Genomic DNA, 20,800 nt, shown 5'->3' with positions numbered 1-20,800 from the left:
GTGAAGCTGTGGGGGTCAGTGGCGGGCGTGGGGTGCCCAGTCGTCGGTCCCGGCGAGGTAGTCGGTGACCGTGTGTGTGGCCGCGTCGGCGCGGGGCAGTTGCGGCCGGTCGGCGGTGACCGCCGCTCCGGGGCCGTGGGTGCGGTACTCGGTGAAGCGCGCGTCCTTCCACGAGAAGCCGCTCATGTCGGTCCACGGCGAGGACTTGATCGCGGCGGGCAGCTCGGTGTCGCGGAAGAGGACCTGGGCGACCGCGTCCGGCTCGCCGCCCGGGTGCCAGGGTCGGCCGAGGTGGAAGGACCCGGCGGGCGCGTCGCTCACGACCTTCGACCTGGTGATCAGGAACCCGTACGGGTTGTTCTTCCAGGTCGAGGCGGCCGTGATGTAGCCGTTGTTGGTCGCCGAACCGCGGCTCAGCGCCTTGATCACGGACCGCTCGACGACGGTGGTCGCCCGTCCGTAGATGAAGTCGACGTCGCCCTCGATGTACGAGTCACGGACGTAGACCCGGCTGATCACGTCGAGCTTGGGGCTGTCGGTCATCAACGTGTCCTGGTTGCCCAGGAAGGCCGTGTCCTCGAAGACGATCCGGTCGCCCGTCGTCTTCATCGCGAGGGCCTGCTCGCCGTTCAGTTCGTGCGCGGCCTCGTCGAAGTCGTTGCTGAAGGTGAGGTTGCGCGCGGTGACGTCACTGGCGGCGATCCGTACGGTGGCACTCCCGTTGGAGCCGCCGTGGGCCGCGGGGGTGTCGAAGACGATCACGGTGTCGGAGCGGTCCCGTCCGGTCCCCTGCAGCACCAGGTGCGGCTTGCCCGTTGGAATGCGGACCTGCTCGCGATACGTTCCGGGCGCGACGCGGATCGTGACCGTGCCGGTGTTGCCGTCGGGCACGGCGTCCACGGCGGCCTGGACCGTCCGGTGATCGGCGGGCACGTTCAGGACGGTGTTCGTGCCGAGCCGCTTCTGCGGTCCGGAGAACTTCGACACGAGCGCGGGCACCGCGGCCGCCGGGTCGAGCCGGTAGTCGTAGAAGTCCCGCGGGTCGAAGGCCGCGCCCCACGCCTCCTGGCGCCCGGTGGTGTTCCGCAGGATCGACCCGCGCTGCACCAGCTCGGCGGTGGCGTCCGCCTGGTAGGGGTGCTGGACATCCTTGTAGTAGCTGTTCTCGATGACCATCTTCGTCTGCCCGCGCGACCAGTTGCCGTACGTCCACACCGGGTCGCCGGGGTCCGCCTGCGCGGTCATGTAGTTGTTGTAGAGGTGTGCGTAGGCGCAGTTGTCGGCCGACGGGTTGCGCTGCTTCGTGCTGCCGAACCAGTTGTGGTCGATGGTGATCTGCGTCTTCACGTTCGGCGTCCAGCCGATGCCGAAGGTCTTGTTGTTGTTCTCGAAGCGGTTGTAGGAGACGGTGACGTACTCGCTGTCCTTGCGGACGTCGAGCTGCCCGTCGCAGATCCGCGAGAAGCGGTTGTGGTCGATCCAGACGTGGTGGACGGTGTCCATCTGGATGCCGTCGAAGTCGGTGTCCTTGCAGTCCCAGTTGCCCTCGACGTACGAGTCGCGGATCGTCAGGTTGCGGATGATCACGTTGTGGGTGCCGGGTGCGAGGTGCAGCTCGCCCTGGACGAGCTCGCCGGCCGTGCCGACGCCGATGATGGTCTTGTCCGAGGCCACGACGACGTTCGCGCCGAACGGCTCGGCCTTGATCGTCCCGGCGACCCGGATGACGTACGGCTCCTCGGCGGCCGCGTACCGCTCCAGGTCGGCCTGGGTGGTGACGGTGACGACCTTGCCGCCGGCGCCGCCCGTCGTACCGCCTTCGAGGGAGGCGAATCCGTGCGCCCTGTCCGCCCAGCGAGGCGAGGCGGAGGTGCCGGGAGAGGACACCGGGGCGTTGTCGGAGGCCGCCTCGGCCGGCGTGAGGGCACCGAGTCCCAGCGCGGCCACCAGGGCGGTGACCGTGCACAGGACCCGGCCGGTGCCGGGACCGGAACCCGGTCTCGGCAAGCGCTTGCTACGGAAGTGCGTCATTGCGGCTCCCAACAGGCTTACAACGGTGATGACTTCGAGCGGTCAGGCGAGTGGCGCGGTGATGCGGAACTGCGTGAACGTGGCCGCCCCGGCGTGTCCCCCGCCGGTCGGCGCGACGCCGAAGAGGCCGAGCAGGGCGCCGACCCAGCGCCAGGGGGTGGCGGCGAAGACCTGTCCGGAGCTCTCCCAGCCGCTCCCGAGGTCGTACGAGAAGCGGCAGCGCGCCCCGGCACCGGCCTCGATCCGCAGCCGGACCCGCCCCTCGGGGGCCATCCGCGGATGGGCGGCGTCCCGCTCCCGCTCGGCCACCGACTCGGCGAACCGGTGCACGAGGTGGACCGTCCCGTCCGCCCCCCGTTCGAGCCCGATCCAGCTGAACGAGTCGCCCAGCACGGCGAGTCCGGCCCGCGCGCCCGGCTCCTCGGCGTCGAGCCGCAGCTCGGCCTCGACGGTGCAGGCCGTCCCCGGCAGCCGCTGGGTGAGTACGTTCGCCAGTTTGCGCAGATCGTGCGCGTCGGCCGTCCGTACGCAGGTCAGCCGCAGTCCGTCGCCGGAGTGCTGGGTCGCCCAGCCGTCCTGCGGGTTGGCGGTCCACTGCCACTGCCGCCCGAACCGCCCGCCGGGGAAGTCGTCGTCGGTGGCGGGCGCCGAGAGCGGCTGCCGCGGCAGGTCGGGCTTGCGGTGCACGGCGACGGGTGTCCCCTCGTCTCCGACGACCGGCCAGCCGTCCGTGCCCCAGCGCATCGGCTGGAGGTGGACGACCCTCCCGTACGCGCCCTTCTCCTGGAAGTGCGCGAACCAGTGCTCGCCGGACGGGGTGGTCACCCAGCCGCCCTGGTGAGGGCCGTTGACGTCGGTGTCACCCTGCTCCAGGACGACCCGCTCCTCGTACGGTCCGAAGAAGTCGCGCGAGCGGAAGGCGCCCTGCCAGCCGGTCTCGACGCCGCCCGCGGGGGCGAAGATCCAGAACCAGCCGTCGTGCCGGTACAGCTTCGGCCCCTCCAGCGTGAACCAGCCGGGGATGCGGTCGCCGTCCACGATCAGCTTGCCGTCGTCGAGCAGGCCGGTGGCGTCGGGCCGCATCCGGTGGCCGGTGAGCCGGTTCTTGACGCCGGAGCGGGACTTGGCCCAACCGTGCACGAGGTACGCCTCGCCGCTCTCCTCGTCCCACAGGGGACAGGCGTCGATGAGTCCCTTGCCCGCCTTGATCAGGTGCGGGCGGGTCCAGGGCCCGCGTATCTCGGGTGCGTTGACCTGGAAGATGCCGTGGTCGGGGTCGCCCCAGAAGATCCAGAAGCGGTCGTCGTGGTGGCGTAACGACGGCGCCCAGACACCGCAGTCGTGCCGCGGCTTCCTGAACTCGCGTGCCGGTTCGAGGCGTTGGAGGGCGTGGCCGACGAGGGTCCAGTTGACCAGGTCGCGGGAGTGCAGCAGCGGCAGGCCCGGGGCCCGGCCGAAGCTGGAGGCGGTCAGGTAGTAGTCGTCGCCGACGCGCAGCAGGTCGGGGTCGGACCAGTCGGCGTTCAGGACCGGATTGCGGTAGGTGCCGTCGCCGAGGTCGGAGGTGAAGGCGGGTGCGCCCTGGCCGCTCACGGGCTCACCGCCTTGCGGACGAGCGCCGCCGCCTCGCCGCGGCCGAGGCGGCCGTCGGCGACCACGGTGACGACCCGGCGTACGACGGTCTCACCGGCCGGGACGGGCAGCCGCTCCTCGGGGGCGAGGGACGAGCCGACGCCCGGGTACTCGGCGGTGCGCACGAACCACGGGTCACGGCGGGTCAGGTCGGTGGCTCCGGCGAACACCAGCGTCCAGGTCGCGCCCGCGAGCGCCACCCAGCCGGTGCGCGCACCGTGCGCCGCCTCCTCGCCCTCGGTGTCCGCGGTGAACACGGCGGGCGGCTCGGCCTCCTTGCGGGCCCGCCAGAAGAAGCCGCCGTAGGCCGCGCCGGGCCGGCCGTTGGTCGCCGGGCTGCCGATCGACAGGGGTTCGGACGTGGTGTTGGTGAGCGAGAAGGTGAAGTCCAGCGCCCAGGCCGTCTCGGTGAGTTCGGTGGCCGCGACCGTACGCCGCTCGCGCAGCAGCTCGGCCCCCGCGGCCACCCAGCGCAGCTCCTCCACGAAGCCGTCGGGGTCGCGCAGCTGGAAGGCGGAGTGCCGCTGGGCGCCGTGGTTGTCCAGCTCGGTCGGGCCCTGGTCGCGCACGTACGTGCGGCCGCCCCAGAAGTTGTGCCCCTCGACGTCGGGTACGGCGACACCGACGCCGAGGTGATGGAGGTGGTCGGCGGGGCTGAGTTCGGTGACAGCCGTGCCGGCCAGGGTGGTGACGGGGTGGAGGTAGGGACGCGGCGACAGCTTGGGCGCCAGCTCGGGCCGGGTGATGTAACGGCCGACCGGGCGGCCCGCGACGCGCAGGACCAGCGACTCGTTGTTCATCAGGTGCTCACCTCTTTCGGGGGTGCCCAGGAGGCACCCAGCTCGGAGTAGAGGGCGAGGGTGTCGGCGGCGGCCTCGACGAGGGTGTCGACTCCGTGCACGACCCGGCGGTTCTCCTCGGGTTCGAGGTACCAGGCGTCGGCGGGCAGGGCGAGCGGGTCGGGCGCCTGCCGGATCGCTTCGACGACCTTCATGAAGGCGCCCGTCGACTCCGGTGCGACCAGCAGCTCGGCCCTGCCTTCGAGGTGCTCGACGAGGTTCTCCAGCAGGTCGGTCCTGGCGTACGTGTACTCCTGCGGGCCGTGCCCCGAGCGCTGGACGAGGACGCGGTCCTGCTTGTACCAGAAGGTGATCCGGCCGCTGGTGCCGTGCACGAGGACGTACGGCTCGCCGGGGTGCTCGGCGCACAGGGTCGCGGCGACGGTGATGCGGCTGCCGGCCGTGGTGGTGACGCGGACGCAGGAGGTGTCGTCGGACTCGATGTCGTTGGCGCGCAGCAGTTCGGTCTCGATGCCGGTGACGTCCTCGGCGCGGGTGGCGCCGTCGAGCGCGAGGGCGGTGGCCACGGCGTGGGCGAGGGGGTTGGTCAGCACGCCGTCGAGGACGTCGACCCCGTTCATCCGGCGCCGTCCCGCCCAGGGCGCGCGGCGGTAGTACTCCTCGGCGCGCGCCCAGGCACCGGCCCCGCCGATGCCGTCCACCCGGCCGATGGTGCCCTGCGCGACCAGCTCCCGGATCGCGGGCACGGCGTGCGAGCCCAGCGACTGGAAGCCGATCTGGCAGACGACGCCGGCCGCGGCGACCCCGTCGGCCATCCGGCGGAACTCGGCGTACGACGGCGCGGGCGGCTTCTCCAGCAGCAGGTGGACGCCCCTGGCGGCGGCCGTCAGCGCGAGGTCGGTGTGGGTGGGGATCGGCGTGCAGATCACCGCGATCGCGGCGCCGGTGGAGTCCAGCAGGGCGCCGAAGTCGGCGGACTGCTCGGGGAGTTCGCCCGGCGCCCCGAAGTCCTCCAGCTCCTCGCCGGTGAGCGGGGTCAGCTCGCAGATCCCCGCGAGGCGTACCAGGCCCTTGTCCTGGAGGCGGCGGATGTTCTGCAGGTGCCAGCGGCCGTGACCGCGGGCGCCCGCGAGGACGACGGGGACGGGGCCTTCGTACGAGGTCGTGGATGTCATGGACCCCATCGAAGCGGTACCGGGCCCGGTGGCGGCGCTCATCGGATCCTCCCCGCTCCCGCGCCGCGCGCCACGTCACGGTCGGCCTTGGCGGCGCTGTCGACCGTGCCGTGCAGGGCGGGCGTCCAGCCGACGTCGGCGGTCAGATCGCGTTCGCTGCCGGAGTTGTAGGCGTTGTGGATGGTGAGCAGGTCGACGGGGAATCCGTTGAAGAGCGTGCCGGTCTGGTGCAGGGCCGTGCCGTTCCAGCTCTTCACCAGGTCGGCCGCCTCGATGTGGCCGGGCGTGGTGAAGGCGTTGTTCTCGGCGTAGAGGGCCGACTCGGTGGAGACGCCGAGCGAGTACCGGTGGTCGTGGGCGTCGGCCGGGACGACGTACCGGTTGTTGTAGAGGTGCACCTGGCCGAAGCGGACGCGGGGAGCGCGCTGGACGACGGACTCGAACTCGTTGTGGTGCAGGGTGACGCGGAGCTTTCCGCGGTCGCCGGTGGCCGTGTCGCCGTTGCCGATCAGCATCGCCTTGTCGTGGTCGGCGAACCGGCTCCAGGAGACGGTGACCAGGTCGGAGGCGTTGGTGATGTCCAACAGGCCGTCGTGGCGCAGGTAGTTGCGGCCGAAGTGGGTCGGCTCGTCCTCGTCGGGGTGGCCCTTGTCGGAGGCCGTGACGTGGTCGATCCACACATGGGTGGCGCCGCGCAGCCACAGCGTGTCGTACGCCGTCTTCCAGTCGCCGAGGCCGCCGGTGTTGGGCTGCCAGACGGGGAAGCAGTCGTAGGCGTCCCGCAGTTCGAGGTTGCGGACGATGACGTTGTCCGCGTCGCGGACCTGGAGGCTCGCGCCCTTCAGTACGGCACTGTCGCCGAGCCCGACGATCGTGGTGTTGGAGCCGACGGTCAGTTCCACCCGGGCCGCCTGGGCCGCGGCGGAGGCCTGGCGGGCCTCCTCCTGCGGGCCGGCGGGCTTGGCGGAGCCCCAGGTCCGCGGGTCGTACGCGGCGAGGTACTTCTTCAGGTCGTAGCCGTCGGTCGCGTAGTCGTCGCAGTCCAGCCGCCTGCCCGCGTCGTCGGTGTTGGCGTCGATCGTTCCCGCGACCTTGATGATCTTCGGGGTCGCGCTGCCGCCGTCGAGGGCGCGGGCCAGTCCGGCCCGGTCGCGCACGGTGAAGACATGGGCGTCGTCTGCGGAGGAACCCCCCGTGGTACCTCCGTCGGCGGCCGCCCAGCCGTCGTTCGCGGGCAGGGTGTCGCGGCTGATGTCGCGCGCCTCGGCGTTCGCGGGCGCCCCGAGGGCGGCCAGCATCCCGCAGGCGAGGGCGACCTGGAGGGCGCGACGCCCTCCTCTCGTGCGCGGCAGCGGGGTGCGTATTCCTCTCATCCCTTCACCGCCCCGGCGCTGAAGCCCGTGATCAGCCACTTCTGGATGAAGGCGAAGACGATCACGACGGGCACGGCCGCGATGATGCCGCCCGCGGCGAGTGCGCCCAGGTCGACGCTGTCGGCGCTCATCAGGCTGTTGAGGCCGACGGGGATCGTCTGCTTCTCCTGGTTGCTGAGGAACATCAGGGCGAACAGGAAGTGGTTCCAGGAGTGCACGAAGGCGAAGGAGCCCACCGCGATCAGTCCGGGCCGCAGCAGCGGCAGGACGACGACCCGGAAGCCGGTGAAGCGGTTGCAGCCGTCCACCCAGGCGGCCTCTTCGAGGGAGTACGGCACGTTCCGGATGAAGCCGCTGATCAGGATCATCGACAGCGGCAGCTGGAAGACCGTCTCGGCGATGATGACGCTCACCAGCGAGTTGATCATCTGGAGCTCGGCGAAGATCTGGAACAGCGGCACCAGCAGCAGCGCGCCCGGCACGAACTGCGAGCAGAGCAGCGCCAGCATGAAGGCACGCTTGATCTTGAAGTCGAAGCGGGCAAGGGCGTAGCCGCCGGCCAGCGCGACGAGCGTGGTCATGAGGAGCGTGGCGATACCGACGTACACGCTGTTCTCGAAGTACGTGCCGAAGCTGCGGTCGTTCCAGACCTTGTCGAAGTGCTCGAAGGTCATCGGCCACGGCACGAGCGAGGTCGAGCCGGTCGGCCGGAGGGCGAAGAGCAGGATCCAGTAGAAGGGGATGAGCGTGAAGAGCAGGTAGATGCCGAGCGGGAGATAGATCTGCCAGCGCGGCGCCTCGTCCCATGCGCGCCTGCTCTTGTTCGGACGCTGCGGCGGTTCGTCGGCCACCGGCGCGGGCACGGCCGGAACAACGGTGTCGATGTCCTTGGTGATCACTTGTCCCCACCCACTCCGAACTTGCTCAGCCGCAGATAGACCATCGAACAGAAGAGCAGGATCACGAACGCGACGGTGGTCAGGGCCGAGGCGTAGCCGAAGTTGTGTGCGTCGACGCTGGTGTTGGCGATGTAGAGCGGGAGTGTCGTCGTTTCTCCCGCGGGTCCGCCGCCGGTCAGTGTGTAGAGCAGGTCGACGTTGTTGAACTCCCAGACCGCGCGCAGCAGTGTGGAGAGGATGATCGCGTCCTTGAGGTGGGGCAGTGTGATGTGCACGAACTGCTTGAAGCGGCTGGCGCCGTCGACCTCGGCGGCCTCGTAGAGGTCCTTCGACACGGACTGGAGGTCGGCGAGGATGAGGATCGCGAAGAAGGGCACGCCTCGCCAGAGGTCGGCGACCACCGTCGCCGGGAAGACCGTCGAGGTGTCGGACAGCCAGCTCGTGCCGTACTCCCCGATGCCCATGTCGGCGAGGTAACGGGTGATGCCCGTCTGGGAGTTGTAGAGCAGTACCCAGATCGCGGAGGTGAGCACGCCGGAGACGGCCCAGGGCGAGAAGACCATGGCGCGGCCGAGCGAGCGCCCCACGAAGGTCTGGTTGACGATCAGTGCGAGCGCCAGGCCGAACAGCAGCTGGAGTCCGACCTCGACGACGACCCACTTCGCGCTGAAGACCAGCGTGTCCCAGAACATCGGGTCCTCGGTGAAGAGGTGCACGAAGTTGTCGAAGCCCGCGAAGCCGTTCCGCCACGGTTTGGTGGGGTTGAAGTCCTGCAGGCTGTAGTAGAAGACACTGAGCACCGGGTAGGCGATGAAGCCCAGCATCAGCAGTCCCGCCGGGGCGATCAGCAGATACGGGAGCCTGCGAGGCGTCGCCGAGCCACGGCGCCGCCGGGGTGGCGCGGGCTGCTTCGCCACGGCTGCGGCTTGGGCCATGACTGTTCTCCGTTCTCGGGTGTGCGGGTCGAGCCGGTGGTACGGGCGCCCGGCCTGAGGGCAAGCGCTTTCACGTACGGTGTGCGTGAGCCCGGGCCGCGAGGTGCGCGGCTCCGGGGTGGTTCAGGAGGTACGGGTCAACCCGCGTACGGGTCGGCCACCTTGCCCGGCCGGGCAAGGAAGGCGAAGTCGCAGCCGGTGTCGGCCTGGGTGATCTGTTCGTTGTAGAGCGCGCCGTAGCCGCGCTCGTAGCGCTCGGGCGGCGCGGTCCACTGCGCCCGGCGCCGCTCCAGTTCCTCGTCGTCCACGTTGAGTCGCAGCGCGCGTGACGCGACGTCGAGGGTGATGGAGTCCCCGGTGCGGACCAGGGCGAGCGGCCCGCCGATGTACGACTCGGGTGCCACGTGCAGCACGCACGCGCCGTAGCTCGTGCCGCTCATCCGGGCGTCGGAGATCCGCACCATGTCCCGGACGCCCTGCTTCAGCAGGTGGTCGGGGATCGGCAGCATCCCGTACTCGGGCATGCCCGGGCCGCCCTTGGGGCCGGCGTTGCGCAGCACCAGGACGGTGTCGGCGGTGATGCCCAACTCCGGGTCGTTGATGGTGCGTTGCATGGTCCTGTAGTCGTCGAAGACGACCGCCGGACCGGTGTGCTTGAGCAGGTGGGGCTCGGCGGAGATGTGCTTGATGACCGCGCCGTCGGGGCAGAGGTTGCCGCGCAGGACGGCGACGCCTCCCTCGGCGGCGACGGGGTTCTCCCGGGTGCGGATGACGTCGTCGTTGTGCACCTGCGCGGAGGCGAGCTGTTCGCGCATGCTGTCGTGCGAGACGGTCGGCCGGTCCAGGTGCAGCAGGTCGGTGATCCGCGACAGGAACCCGGGCAGTCCGCCGGCGAAGTGGAAGTCCTCCATGAGGTACGTCCGGCCGCCGGGCCGCACGTTCGCGAGGACCGGCACCGTGCGGGCGATCCGGTCGAAGTCGTCGAGGGTGAGCCGGGCTCCGGCTCGTCCGGCCATCGCGATCAGGTGGATCACGGCATTGGTGGAGCCGCCGAGTCCGAGGACGGTCGTCACGGCGTCCTCGAATGCCTCCTGGGTGAGGATGGCGGACAACCTGCGGTCCTGGCGGACGAGTTCGACGATCCTGAGCCCCGAGGCGGCGGCCATCCGGTCGTGCCCGGAGTCGACGGCCGGGATGCTGGAGGCGCCCGGCACGGTGACCCCGAGAGCCTCGGCGGCCGCGGTGAGCGTGGACGCCGTACCCATGGTCATGCAGTGCCCGGGAGAGCGCGCGAGACCGCTCTCCAGTTCGGTCATCTCGCAGTCGCCGATGAGTCCGGCGCGCTTGTCGTCCCAGTACTTCCACATGTCGGTGCCCGAGCCGAGGATCTCGTTGCGCCAGTGGCCGGGCAGCATGGGTCCGGCGGGCACGAACACGGTCGGCAGGTCGACGGTCGCGGCGCCCATGAGCAGCGCGGGTGTGGACTTGTCGCAGCCGCCCATGAGGACGGCCCCGTCCACGGGGTACGACCGCAGCAGTTCCTCGGTCTCCATCGCGAGCATGTTGCGGTAGAGCATCGGGGTCGGCTTCTGGAAGGTCTCGCTCAGCGTGGACACCGGGAACTCCAGCGGGAAGCCGCCGGCCTGCCACACGCCCCGCTTGACCGCCTGGGCACGGTCCCGCAGGTGGACGTGACAGGGGTTGATGTCGGACCAGGTGTTGAGGATCGCGATGACCGGCTTGCCGAGATGCTCCTCGGGCAGGTAGCCGAGCTGGCGGGTGCGGGCGCGATGGCTGAAGGAGCGCAGGCCCTCGGTTCCGTACCACTGGTGGCTGCGCAACTGCCTCGGGGCGTCCGGGGTTTGGCTCTCCTCTGCCGCTGCCGGGCTGGCGTCGGTCATATGGACCACCCCGCTGCGATGGCGGCGACCTCGGCGCGTTCGGACTCGGGGAGCTGCTTGCTCGGTGCGCGGACCTCGCGGCGGCACAGGCCGAGCGAGGCCAGGGCCTCCTTCACGACCGTCACGTTGTTGGCGGAGCCGTTGGCCGCGCGCAGTTCCTCGAAGCGGCGGATCTGCTCCCAGACCTTCATGGCGCCCGCGTAGTCCCCGGCCCGGAGTGCCTCGATCATGTTCAGCGAGACGGCCGGGGCCACGTTCACGAGCCCCGAGGTGAATCCCGTCGCTCCCGCCGAGAAGTACGAGGGCGCGTAGGGCTCCGCGAGACCGGCCACCCACACGAAGCGTTCGAGCCCGGCGTCCCGTGCGAAGGCGGCGAACCGGGCCGCGTCCGGCACGGCGTACTTCACGCCGATGACGTTCGGACAGGCGTCGGCCAGCTCGGCGAGCCGGGTGCCGGCGAGCACCGGGTTGCGGATGTACGGCACGACGCCCAGCTCGGGGACGGCCTCCGCGATCGCCCGGTGGTAGTCGACCCAGCCGCCCTCGGAGACGTACGGGTGCACGGGCTGATGGACCATCACCATCTGTGCCCCGTGGTCACGGGCGTGGCGCGCGGAGGCGACGGCGGTCGGCACGTCGTGCCCCACCCCGACCAGGACGACCGCCCGGTCCCGGGCCTCCTCGATGGTCAACTCCGTCACGACGCGCCGCTCTTCGGGAGACAGTGCGTAGAACTCGCCGGTGTTGCCGTTCGGCGTGAGGATGCGTACGCCGCCGTCGAGGATCCGGCGCAGCAGGACGCGGTGGACGTCCCGGTCGATCGAGCCGTCCTCGGCGAACGGGGTCACGGGGATCGCCACCACGTCGGCGAGGGCGGCCCGCTGGGCCTCGAACGTGGGCGTGGTCGCGGTCATTCCTGCTCATCCTTTCCCTGGACCTCGGGGAAGGCCCGTTGCACGAACGAGGCGATGTGCGAGTGCAGAGCGCGCGCCGCGCCGTCCGAGTCGCCTTCGAGGGCGAGCCGCAGGATCTCCCGGTGCTCGGCCGCCTCGCGTTCCCAGGACGGGTCGGCGGCCCAGGCGACCGCGGAGACCAGGGCGGCCTGGTCGCGGACCTCGTCGAGCATCCGGCCGAGCAGCGGGTTGCCGCAGCGGACGTAGAGGGAGCGGTGGAACTCGCGGTTGGCGAGCGAGCGCTGGGCGGTGTCGGTGGCCGAGTCGGCGCGTTCGAGCGCCTCGCGCGCCGTGTCGAGGGAGGAGCCGCGCCGGACGGACCGTCGCAGTGCCTCCGGCTCCAGCAGCAGCCGTACGTCGTACACCTCGCGCGCCATGTCCGCGTCCACCATGCGCACCGTGACGCCCTTGTACTGGTTCATCACGACGAGCCCGGTGCCGGCCAGGGTCTTGAGCGCCTCGCGCACCGGGGTCTTGGACACCCCGAACTGTGCGGCGAGCTCGGTCTCGACCAGGGCCTGCCCTGGGGTCAACTGCCCGGTGAGGATGCGGTGTTTGATCCCTTCCAGCACGAACTGCGTGCGGGAGGGGATCGGCGTGGGCACAGAGGTCATGCGCGCCTCTCGGTGTCACGGAGCCCTCAGGGAGCGGGGGCTCGCGTATCTGATCTCGCGTATCGCGTCTCATATATGACGTACGAAGTACGACGCGATGAAGCTAGGAGCAGCCCTGTGTTTCGTCAATGCTTCTGACAAAAGAAGCGGAAGTTGAGATCGGGCGACGCCGGGACGGGCGTCGGCTCAGACGGTCCGCACGTCGCCTTCGCGGGCCATGGACGTGCGTCCGTCGCGGAAGACCGCCGCGGCGCGTCCGGTGGCCGCGGCGGGGGTGAGGGTGGGCCCGACATGGGTGACGAGCAGTTCGCCCACGCGTGCGGCCCGGGCGGCCTCGCCGGCGTCCTCGGGGGTCAGGTGGACCTGTTCGCCTTCGCGATGCCGGTCGATGTCCGCCTCGCAGAGGAACAGGTCCGCCCCCTGGGCGAGTTCCACGAGCGCGTCGCACGGGCCGCTGTCCCCCGAGTACGCGAGCACCCGTCCCTCGCACTCGGCCCGCAGCCCGTACGCCTCGGTGTCGTGCACGACCGCGTGGCTGGCGAGCAGCAGCCCGCCGTACCGCACCTCGTGTCCGTCCTCCAGGTCCCTGACGTCGAAGATCTCGCGCAGGAAACCGTCGTCGGGCCGCCCGAAGAACGCCGCCAGCCGTCGGCCGCACCCCGCCGGCGCGTACACGGGGAGGGGCGCGGCAGGAGTGAGCCCGCCGTGGGCGAGCCCGTAGAACGCCGCCAGGAGGTCGGCACAGTGGTCGGCGTGCAGATGCGAGATCCAGATCGCCGACAGCCCCGCCGGATCCGTGTGCCGCTGCAACTCGGCGAAGGTCCCCGGCCCGGCGTCCACCCAGACCTCCGCCCCGCCTCCACTCAGGAGATAGCCACTGCAGGGGCGCCCGGGCCGGGGATGCGGGGAGGCGGTACCGAGAGTGGTGAGAGTGAAGGCCATGCCGGGAGCGTACGTTTCCGCCGATGCGGGGGGCTGGGGATGCGGGTACCCGGGGCCGCCCCGCCACCGCCCGCTCAGCCGGTGGTGGTCCCCCAACCCGGGTCCCGGCCGCTCAGTCCGATCACCCGGTCGAGGAGGGCCGCCCCCTCGGGTACGGCCACCACCGGGCCGAAGATGCTGTCGCGGCCCGGGTCGTCGGTGGACGCGGCCAGCATCTCGTACGCCACGCGCAGGGCCGCCGCGTCAGGGGTGTACTCCTGGCCCGTCGCCCGGGCCAGGTCCCAGCCGTGCACGACGAGTTCGTCGGCCGCGACCACGCCCGCGATCTCGCCCGGCAGGTCCACACCGCCCGCCCGGGTCTGCCCCGTCCACGCGGCCGGGTCACGCCAGGCCGCGGCCAACTCTGCGAGCAGTTCGGGCAGTTCGGCGCGCCATTCGGGTGTGACGTCCGGCAGCCGGGAGGTGGGGTCGGTGTCCGTCGTGGCCCCGAGGTTCTTGCGCCCTGCGTCCCGGAAGGCCTCGGACAGCCCGGCCAGGTGCCCCAGCAGATGGCGTACGGCGTACTCCGGGCACGGCGTCGCGCCCGCCAGCTGGTCCTCTCGCACCTCCTCGGCGAGTCGCGCCACGATCAGGGCCTGCGGCCCCAGGTCGAGCGTTGCCGGGGTGGTGGCGCCGTCGCCCATGCTGGGCTCCTCTCGTCACGGGGTCTTCGGTGGGTAGACCGCCGGCCGTACGGAAACTCATCGGTCCCGCTCCCAAGATCGTGCTCAGGAGTCTGGTCAGGCGTGCGAACCGCCGAGATGCTCGGTGCAACCGGGATGGCCGGTGTCGGGGACCGCGAAGGGGTGCCACGCCATGAAGGCGATCGTTCAGGATGCCTACGGATCAGCGGACCTCCTCGAACTGCGCGACATCGACCGCCCCGTGCCCCGCGACGACGAGGTGCTCGTCGAGGTGCGCGCGGCCGGCGTCGGCCCCGAGGTGTGGCACCTCATGACGGGCCGGCCCCATGTGGCCCGCGCCGTCCTCGGGCTCCGCAGGCCCAGGAACCCGGTGCGGGGCTGGGACGGCGCCGGACGCGTCGAGGCCGTCGGGGCGAAGGTGACCGACTTCGTGCCGGGCGACGAGGTCTTCGGCAACTGCGAGGGCTCGTTCGCCGAGTACGCGCGCGCCAAGGCCACGAAGCTCGCTCCCAAACCCGCGAACCTCACCTTCGAACAGGCCGCGGCCCTCCCCGTGTCGGGCATGACCGCCCTCCAGGCCCTGAGCGGCAGGGCCCGCCCGCGCGCGGGCCAGAAGGTCCTCGTCATCGGCGCCTCCGGCGGAGTCGGCTGCTACGCCGTCCAGCTCGCCTCGATGTACGGCGCCGAGGTCACCGGCGTCTGCGGCCCCGGCGGGGCCGACTTCGTACGGTCCCAGGGCGCGGCGCACGTCATCGACTACACGCAGGGGGACATCACGGACGGGCCGCACCGCTACGACGTCGTCGTCGACAACGCGGGCCTGCGCCCCCTGCCCGCTCTCCGCCGCGTCCTGACCCCGCGCGGCACGCTCGTGATCGTCGGCGGCGAGGGCGGGACGGCGTTCTTCGGCGGCATGAGCCGCGGCCTGCGGGCCGTGCTGCTCTCGCCGTTCGTCGGCCACCACCTCGGCAACCTGGTCTCCGTCGCCCGCCGAGAGGACCTCCTGACGCTCAAGGAGCTCGCCGAGAAGGGCGCGGTGACTCCGCCCGTCGACCGCGTCTACCCCCTGGCCGAGGCCGCCGAGGCCGTCCGTCATCTGAAGGAGGGCCACCCCCGGGGCAAGCTCGTCGTCACCGTCGGAACCGGGTGAGGTCCGCCGGGCACCCCGGGCCTCGCCGCTCGCCGTGCGGGGGCCCTAGGGCCCCGACGGCGGCCGCCCCCGGCACGTCCACGGGCTAGGGCACCTGCCCGATCCCCGCCCCGAGGCCTTAGCCCCACCATGAACAGGCATGACGACACAGCCTGAGCGGACCACACGGACGGCCCGGACGACCTGGGCGGCGGGGCGCGTGCTGAGGGACCGCAACGCGAGTCTGTACCTGGGCGGGGTCGTCGTCTCAGGATTCGGCACGTCGGCGATGGGGCTGGTGTCCGGGATCTGGGTGAAGGACCTGACCGGCTCGGACGGCCTGGCCGCGCTCTGTGTCTTCGCCCTCTGGGCGCCCACCCTGATCGGCCCCGCCCTCGGCACCCTCGCGGACCGGACCCGCCGCAGGCCGCTGCTGGTGTGGACGAACCTGGGCCTGGCCGTGCTCCTCCTGTCGCTCCTCGCGGTCGACTCGGCGGGCACCCTGTGGATCCTCTTCGCCGTTCTCCTCCTCTACGGAGCGGCGGGCGTCGTCCATGACGCGGCGGAGTCGGCCCTGGTGGCGCAGGCCGTCGACACAAGGCTCCTCGGTGACTTCAACGGCCTGCGCATGACGGCCAACGAGGGCATGAAGCTGCTCGCGCCGCTCGCCGGGGCGGGGTTGTACGCGGCGTACGGGGGCGCCCGTGTCGCGCTCCTGGACGCGTTCACCTTCGCCCTGGCCGCAGGCCTCTACACACTCCTGCGCGTCCGCGAACCTGAGCCGCTCGCGAGCCCCGCCCGGGAGAACTGGCGCACCCGGACGGCCGAGGGCGCCCGGTACCTGTGGAGCCACGCGGCACTGCGCCCGCTCGTCCTCGCCGGCGGCACGACGATGCTCTTCGCGGGAGTGAACGGCGCGACGATCTACGCGGTGGCGGAAGGCCTCGGGCACTCCCCCGCCTACGTGGGTCTCCTGTACGTCGCCCAGGGCGCGGGTTCGGTGGCCGTGGGCCTGGCCGCGGGCCCGCTCCTGCGCCGGCTGGGAGAACGCCGTTTCGCGGGGTACGGCATCGCGCTGACCGCCGTTGCCGTGACGGTCCGCGCGCTCCCGTACGACGTGGTGGTCCTCGCCTCGGCGGCGTTGGTCGGCGTGGGGCTCCCCTGCGTGCTGATCGCGGCCCTCACCGCGGTGCAGCGGGACACCCCGGACGCCCTCCTGGGCAGGACGACGGCGACCGCCAACACGCTGCTGTTCGCGCCGAGCGCGGTGGGCCTCGCGCTCGGCGCCGGACTCGTCGAACTCGTCCCGTACCAACCGATGTTGGTGGCGCTGGGGCTCACCCGCCTGGTGACGGCCGTGCCTGTGCTGCGGCGTCAGCCCAGCCGCTCCAGCGCCCGGGCCACCAGCGACAGGTCCTCGTCGGACGCCAACCCCGCGTGATACAGCCGCACTTCGGTGGCGCCCAGCCCGGCCGCTCGTGTCACGTCCTCGACGAGGGTCGCCGGGCTGCCGCCCATCCCGCTCACCACGGGGAAGTTGGCCGCCAGCACGTTCCCCCCGGCGGCGTGCCCGGCGAACGGGGCCAGCGGCTCGGGCCCCGCGGCGCACGGCACGACCACGCCGTCGGCGACCGACAGGATGTGCTCCGGATCCACCCCGGCGTTCGCGCCCACGCGGTAGGACTCCGGGTCCGCGTGCAGCAGGATCTGGAAGCCCTCGGGGGCCGCCGCGCGCACGGCGCCGACGACATCCGTCTGGAGCGAGCGGGCGACCGAGTCGCGCCAGGTGCGGGTGACCGTCGCGAGTTCGCCGCCGAGCAGCTTCTCGACGGCCTCCCAGCCCCCGTCGGGGCCCCCGCCGCGCCACACGGGCTCCAGCGCCCGCCGGACCGAGGCCGCCAGCTCATCGGGGTCGAGACCCAGTTGCACGTACCCGTCGCGGCACGAAGGGCAGAAACACAGCGACATCAGGTACGTCCCGGCGTCCCCGAGTGCCACACCCGCCGTCTTGTCGTGGGCGTGGAGGTGCGGGAGCCCGTACCAGCCGAGTGACTCCAGTTCCGTACCCGCCGCCCCCGGCCGTACCGCCGCCTCCACGGCGAGGTCGGTCAGGTACACGCGCATGTCGGGCTGCGCGACGCAGGGAGCCCACGGATAGCGGTCCCCATAGGCGTTGACCACGGAGGTGTCCGGGAACTCCTCGCCCATACGGGAGTTGTGCGCGAGGACCACCCAGGTGTGCACGTCGAGACCGGCCCCGGCGAGCGCCGCGGCGGCCTCCCCGTACGCGTCCCCCGGCGCCCAGTCCCCGGCGGCGTAGGGCCGCAGCCTGCGCCCCTGCCAGCGCCCGGCGTCCACCGGGTAGAGCACGGCCGCGTGCAGCGCGGTCACGATGCGACGGCGGGGGTGACGGGGCGTCAGCGCACGTGTGGAGTGGTACGCGGACGCGAGCGTCGCCTGGCGCACGCCGAGCCCGGCGATGCGCTCCGCCGCGTCGGGGTCGCCGTTGACGTCCCACGGATAGACGAAGGTCGACGCCTTCACATGCCCTCCTCGACAAGCGCGTGGCCCCGCTCGATCAGCTCGGCGAGCCGTTTGACGTGGTCCTCGGCCGGCTCGTGCAGCGGTGGCCGCACCTCGCCCACGTCGAGGCCCCGCAGCCGTACGCCTGCCTTGACCAGCGACACAGCGTACCCACGGCCCAGGGCGCGCAGTTCGACGAGGGGCCGGTAGAAGCCGTCGAGCAGGCGGTTCACGGTGGCGTCGTCGCCCGAGCCGAGGGCCCGGTGGAAGGCGAGCGCGATCTCGGGCGCGAAGCAGAAGACGGCGGACGAGTACAGCGTGATGCCGATGCCGCGGTAGGCGAGGCCGGTGAGCTCGGCGGTCGGCAGCCCGTTGAAGTACAGGAAGTCCCCCGGGACCTCGGTCCGCACGGCGCTCACGATGCGCTGCATCAGGTCGAGGTCGCCGGTCCCGTCCTTGAAGCCGATGATCCCCTCGGTGCGGGCCAGCGAGACGACGGTCTCGGGCGTGAACACGGCGTTGTCCCGCTGGTACACGACGACGTCGAGCGAGGTGGCGGCGGCCAGCTCCGTGTAGTGCCGCAGCAGGCCCTCCTGCCCGGCGACCACGAGATACGGCGGCATGGCGAGCAGCCCGTCCGCGCCGGCCTCCTCGGCGAGCCGCGCGTACCGCACCGCGAGCGCCGTTCCGTATCCCGCGCCCGCGACGACGGGCACGCGGCCCGCGGTCTCCTCGACGGCCGCCCGTACGCACTCCTGGAACTCCTCGGGCGTGAGCGCGTGGAACTCCCCCGTGCCGCAGCAGGCGAAGACGGCGGCGGCCCCGGCCTCGACGCCCCGGTGGACGTGCTCGCGGTAGACGTCCAGGTCGACGGCACCGTCACGGTCGTACGCCGTGACGGGGAAGAACAGCGGCCCGCTCGGAATGCTGAGTCGAGCGGCAAGGGGGGCTGACGTCACGGGCTCTCCCTAGAGCATGCACGCACACGCCACCCGTGCACGTTTCTGATTGGCGTCCATATCTCTGAACAGCACCACGCTAAAGCGCTCTCTTGGGGCCGGTCAAGCGGGCAAACCCGCATTCCCGGAGCAACGGAGGGCCGGAAACGAAGCGGAAGGGGCAGCGGTTCCGCCTGTGTCGCGCGACACTTGACGCGGCCGGTGACACATCCCTAGCGTGTCCACGGATGTGAATGCCGTACACGAATACGGCTGCCGATTCAAGGAGACCCGAGGATGCCCGCTCCCCGCACCGTTCTGCTCACCGGCGCCGCCGGCGGCCTCGGCACCCTGATGCGCGGGCTGCTGCCCGCCTACGGTTACGAGCTGCGCCTCCTGGACGTGCTCCCGATCGAGGGCGAGCCGGACGCGATCACCGCGGACCTCGGCGACAAGGAAGCCCTGCGCGAGGCCGTCCGAGGCGTGGACGCCGTCATCCACCTCGCGGGCATCTCCCTGGAGTCCACCTTCGAGAAGATCCTGAAGGCGAACATCGAGGGCACGTACAACCTGTACGAGGCCGCTCGCGAGGAAGGCGTCCGGCGGATCGTCTTCGCCTCCTCCAACCACGCGGTCGGCTTCACGCCGCGCCCCGAGGGCGAGGCGCCCCACGCACCCGGTGCGCTGATCCCCATCGACACCCCCCGCCGCCCGGACACCTTCTACGGCCTGTCGAAGTCGTTCGGCGAGGATTTGGCGCAGTTCTACTGGGACAAGCACGGCACGGAGACCGTCTCGGTACGCATCGGCTCCTGCTTCCTGGAGCCGACCAGCGTGCGCATGCTGTCGGTCTGGATGAGCCCCGGCGACGGTGCCCGCCTCTTCCACGCCGCCCTGACCGCCGAGGACGTCGGGCACACCGTCGTCTACGGCTCCTCCGTGAACACCCGCCTGTGGTGGGACCTCTCGACCGCCCGCGGACTCGGCTACGAGCCCCAGGACGACTCGGAGCAGTACGCCGAGAAGCTGATCGCGGAGCAGGGTGAGCTGGACCCGCACAACCCGGACCACGCCTGCCTGGGCGGACCCTTCGTGACCAACCCGCCGGTGTGGCCGTACTGACACCGGCGCCGGGCCGCAACCGGCCCCATCGACACCTCGAACCACTCCACACGACCACCTCACGGGGCGGGCGGGCACCGAACGGGCCCGCCCGCCCCGTCGTTCGGGCATGCCCACTGCCCGAATTCCGCTCCCCCGCAGGTCCGACGCGGGCAGCGGTCGCGTCGAACGGGCACACACGGGCGCCATCGGAGCCGCAACAGACCTGGTCAGTGACGCGCACCCGCTGTAGAACTTCCCCCATGGGCCCCACCGGGCCCGAACGGGCAGTGAGCGGGTGAGCGGAAGCAGGTGTCGGGCATGGGCGCGGAGGAACGTCAGCGGGAGATCGTGCAGACCGCCCGCCGCACCGGCGCCGTCGACGTGAACGCGCTCGCGGCCGAGCTGGGCGTCGCCAAGGAGACCGTGCGCCGGGATCTGCGCGCCCTGGAGAACCACGGACTGGTCCGCCGCATCCACGGCGGCGCCTATCCCGTGGAGAGCGCCGGCTTCGAGACGACACTCGCCTTCCGCGCCACCAGCCACGTACCGGAGAAGCGCCGGATCGCGGCCGCGGCGGCCGAGCTGCTCGGGGACGCCGAGACGGTCTTCGTCGACGAGGGCTTCACCCCGCAGCTCATCGCCGAGTCACTGCCCCGGGACCGGCCACTGACCGTGGTCACCGCGTCCCTGGCCACCGCGGGCGCGCTCGCCGAGGCCGACCACACGACGGTGCTGCTGCTCGGCGGCCGGGTCAGGCCCGGCACGCTGGCCACCGTCGACCACTGGACGACGAAGATGCTCGCCGGCTTCGTCATCGACCTGGCGTTCATCGGCGCCAACGGCATCTCCCGCGAACACGGCCTCACCACCCCCGACCCGGCCGTCAGCGAAGTCAAGGCACAGGCGATCCGGGCCGCCCGGCGCACGGTCTTCGCGGGAGTGCACACCAAGTTCGGCGCCGTCAGCTTCTGCCGGTTCGCCGAGATCAGCGTGCTGGAGGCGATCGTCACCAGCACGCTCCTCCCCACCTCCGAGGCCCACCGCTACTCGATGCAGGGCCCCCAGGTCATCCGGGTCTGAACCAGAACCCGCCACAGCGTCCGTACCTCCGACCGCCCACCCGACCCACTACAGAGGCATCGCACTCCCCCAGGCCATCCGAAATGTA

18 protein-coding genes are annotated in these 20,800 nt (G+C 71.5%); 4 read left to right on the top strand and 14 right to left on the bottom strand.

Features of this window, described 5'->3' with window-relative positions:
* Positions 1–15: 15 nt before the first annotated feature.
* From O1Q96_RS12090 to O1Q96_RS12035, 12 genes are all read right to left on the bottom strand, one after another.
* A complete protein-coding gene (locus O1Q96_RS12090; RefSeq protein ID WP_269248169.1) occupies positions 16–2,031 on the bottom strand; it encodes a pectinesterase family protein in 2,016 nt (671 codons plus the stop codon).
* Between the two features lie 42 nt (positions 2,032–2,073).
* On the bottom strand, positions 2,074–3,624 hold the full coding sequence (locus tag O1Q96_RS12085) for a glycoside hydrolase family 43 protein (RefSeq protein WP_269248168.1): 1,551 nt from the start codon (positions 3,622–3,624) through the stop codon (positions 2,074–2,076).
* Positions 3,621–4,463 carry a DUF6807 domain-containing protein gene (locus O1Q96_RS12080; RefSeq protein WP_419586751.1) on the bottom strand — a complete coding sequence of 281 codons (843 nt, stop codon included), beginning with the start codon at positions 4,461–4,463 and terminating at the stop codon, positions 3,621–3,623. Before O1Q96_RS12080 ends, O1Q96_RS12085 begins: the two co-directional genes overlap by 4 nt.
* Entirely contained in the window at positions 4,463–5,638 is a 1,176-nt protein-coding gene (locus tag O1Q96_RS12075) for a Gfo/Idh/MocA family protein (RefSeq protein WP_269248167.1), read from the bottom strand. The genes O1Q96_RS12080 and O1Q96_RS12075 overlap by 1 nt, the downstream gene beginning before the upstream one ends.
* A 38-nt stretch (positions 5,639–5,676) precedes the next feature.
* A complete protein-coding gene (locus O1Q96_RS12070; RefSeq protein ID WP_269253576.1) occupies positions 5,677–6,936 on the bottom strand; it encodes a pectate lyase family protein in 1,260 nt (419 codons plus the stop codon).
* 71 nt (positions 6,937–7,007) lie between these two features.
* Positions 7,008–7,910 (bottom strand): carbohydrate ABC transporter permease, encoded by a 903-nt coding sequence (locus tag O1Q96_RS12065; protein ID WP_419586749.1) that lies wholly within the window; start codon positions 7,908–7,910, stop codon positions 7,008–7,010.
* On the bottom strand, positions 7,907–8,845 hold the full coding sequence (locus O1Q96_RS12060; protein ID WP_217453795.1) for a carbohydrate ABC transporter permease: 939 nt from the start codon (positions 8,843–8,845) through the stop codon (positions 7,907–7,909). The genes O1Q96_RS12065 and O1Q96_RS12060 overlap by 4 nt, the downstream gene beginning before the upstream one ends.
* A 137-nt stretch (positions 8,846–8,982) precedes the next feature.
* Positions 8,983–10,746: an L-arabinonate dehydratase gene (gene araD / locus O1Q96_RS12055; RefSeq protein WP_269248166.1), complete on the bottom strand. Its 1,764-nt coding sequence runs from the start codon at positions 10,744–10,746 to the stop codon at positions 8,983–8,985.
* Entirely contained in the window at positions 10,743–11,660 is a 918-nt protein-coding gene (locus tag O1Q96_RS12050) for a dihydrodipicolinate synthase family protein (protein ID WP_269248165.1), read from the bottom strand. The genes araD and O1Q96_RS12050 overlap by 4 nt, the downstream gene beginning before the upstream one ends.
* Complete coding sequence (locus O1Q96_RS12045; RefSeq protein WP_217453797.1) at positions 11,657–12,313, bottom strand: GntR family transcriptional regulator; 657 nt, start codon at positions 12,311–12,313, stop codon at positions 11,657–11,659. The genes O1Q96_RS12050 and O1Q96_RS12045 overlap by 4 nt, the downstream gene beginning before the upstream one ends.
* A gap of 186 nt (positions 12,314–12,499) precedes the next feature.
* Entirely contained in the window at positions 12,500–13,255 is a 756-nt protein-coding gene (locus tag O1Q96_RS12040; RefSeq protein WP_269248164.1) for an MBL fold metallo-hydrolase, read from the bottom strand.
* 74 nt (positions 13,256–13,329) lie between these two features.
* Positions 13,330–13,938: a TIGR03086 family metal-binding protein gene (locus O1Q96_RS12035; protein WP_269248163.1), complete on the bottom strand. Its 609-nt coding sequence runs from the start codon at positions 13,936–13,938 to the stop codon at positions 13,330–13,332.
* 172 nt (positions 13,939–14,110) lie between these two features.
* On the opposite strand from O1Q96_RS12035, the gene O1Q96_RS12030 reads away from it, so the two are divergent.
* Positions 14,111–15,088, top strand: a complete 978-nt coding sequence (locus O1Q96_RS12030; protein WP_269248162.1) for an NAD(P)-dependent alcohol dehydrogenase — start codon at positions 14,111–14,113, stop codon at positions 15,086–15,088.
* Positions 15,089–15,227: 139 nt separating this feature from the next.
* A complete protein-coding gene (locus O1Q96_RS12025) occupies positions 15,228–16,508 on the top strand; it encodes an MFS transporter (RefSeq protein ID WP_269248161.1) in 1,281 nt (426 codons plus the stop codon).
* On the opposite strand, the gene O1Q96_RS12020 is transcribed toward O1Q96_RS12025, so the two are convergent.
* Both O1Q96_RS12020 and O1Q96_RS12015 read right to left on the bottom strand, forming a co-directional pair.
* A complete protein-coding gene (locus O1Q96_RS12020; RefSeq protein ID WP_269248160.1) occupies positions 16,442–17,611 on the bottom strand; it encodes a hypothetical protein in 1,170 nt (389 codons plus the stop codon). The genes O1Q96_RS12025 and O1Q96_RS12020 overlap by 67 nt on opposite strands.
* Complete coding sequence (locus tag O1Q96_RS12015) at positions 17,608–18,549, bottom strand: 5-dehydro-4-deoxyglucarate dehydratase (RefSeq protein WP_269248159.1); 942 nt, start codon at positions 18,547–18,549, stop codon at positions 17,608–17,610. The genes O1Q96_RS12020 and O1Q96_RS12015 overlap by 4 nt, the downstream gene beginning before the upstream one ends.
* A gap of 276 nt (positions 18,550–18,825) precedes the next feature.
* Here O1Q96_RS12015 and O1Q96_RS12010 point away from each other — a divergent pair, with 276 nt between their 5' ends.
* Positions 18,826–19,650: an NAD-dependent epimerase/dehydratase family protein gene (locus tag O1Q96_RS12010; protein ID WP_269248158.1), complete on the top strand. Its 825-nt coding sequence runs from the start codon at positions 18,826–18,828 to the stop codon at positions 19,648–19,650.
* Positions 19,651–19,950: 300 nt separating this feature from the next.
* The gene (locus O1Q96_RS12005) at positions 19,951–20,712 is read left to right on the top strand and encodes a DeoR/GlpR family DNA-binding transcription regulator (RefSeq protein ID WP_269248157.1); all 762 of its coding nucleotides are present in this window, start codon (positions 19,951–19,953) and stop codon (positions 20,710–20,712) included.
* Positions 20,713–20,800: the final 88 nt, after the last annotated feature.

This window comes from Streptomyces aurantiacus (assembly GCF_027107535.1).
Classification (GTDB): Bacteria; Actinomycetota; Actinomycetes; order Streptomycetales; family Streptomycetaceae; genus Streptomyces.
The sequence above is the reverse complement of the archived record's forward strand: the minus strand, read 5'-3'. Positions and strand labels throughout refer to the sequence as shown.

What these genes read in the sequence shown, in the direction of transcription:
- O1Q96_RS12090 (WP_269248169.1), bottom strand. Translation starts at nt 2,031, where the DNA reads ATGACGCACTTCCGTAGCAAGCGCTTGCCGAGACCGGGTTCCGGTCCC.
- O1Q96_RS12080 (WP_419586751.1), bottom strand. Translation starts at nt 4,463, where the DNA reads ATGAACAACGAGTCGCTGGTCCTGCGCGTCGCGGGCCGCCCGGTCGGC.
- O1Q96_RS12075 (WP_269248167.1), bottom strand. Translation starts at nt 5,638, where the DNA reads ATGACATCCACGACCTCGTACGAAGGCCCCGTCCCCGTCGTCCTCGCG.
- O1Q96_RS12070 (WP_269253576.1), bottom strand. Translation starts at nt 6,936, where the DNA reads ATGCTGGCCGCCCTCGGGGCGCCCGCGAACGCCGAGGCGCGCGACATC.
- O1Q96_RS12060 (WP_217453795.1), bottom strand. Translation starts at nt 8,845, where the DNA reads ATGGCCCAAGCCGCAGCCGTGGCGAAGCAGCCCGCGCCACCCCGGCGG.
- araD (WP_269248166.1), bottom strand. Translation starts at nt 10,746, where the DNA reads ATGACCGACGCCAGCCCGGCAGCGGCAGAGGAGAGCCAAACCCCGGAC.
- O1Q96_RS12050 (WP_269248165.1), bottom strand. Translation starts at nt 11,660, where the DNA reads ATGACCGCGACCACGCCCACGTTCGAGGCCCAGCGGGCCGCCCTCGCC.
- O1Q96_RS12045 (WP_217453797.1), bottom strand. Translation starts at nt 12,313, where the DNA reads ATGACCTCTGTGCCCACGCCGATCCCCTCCCGCACGCAGTTCGTGCTG.
- O1Q96_RS12040 (WP_269248164.1), bottom strand. Translation starts at nt 13,255, where the DNA reads ATGGCCTTCACTCTCACCACTCTCGGTACCGCCTCCCCGCATCCCCGG.
- O1Q96_RS12035 (WP_269248163.1), bottom strand. Translation starts at nt 13,938, where the DNA reads ATGGGCGACGGCGCCACCACCCCGGCAACGCTCGACCTGGGGCCGCAG.
- O1Q96_RS12030 (WP_269248162.1), top strand. Translation starts at nt 14,111, where the DNA reads ATGAAGGCGATCGTTCAGGATGCCTACGGATCAGCGGACCTCCTCGAA.
- O1Q96_RS12025 (WP_269248161.1), top strand. Translation starts at nt 15,228, where the DNA reads ATGACGACACAGCCTGAGCGGACCACACGGACGGCCCGGACGACCTGG.
- O1Q96_RS12010 (WP_269248158.1), top strand. Translation starts at nt 18,826, where the DNA reads ATGCCCGCTCCCCGCACCGTTCTGCTCACCGGCGCCGCCGGCGGCCTC.
- O1Q96_RS12005 (WP_269248157.1), top strand. Translation starts at nt 19,951, where the DNA reads ATGGGCGCGGAGGAACGTCAGCGGGAGATCGTGCAGACCGCCCGCCGC.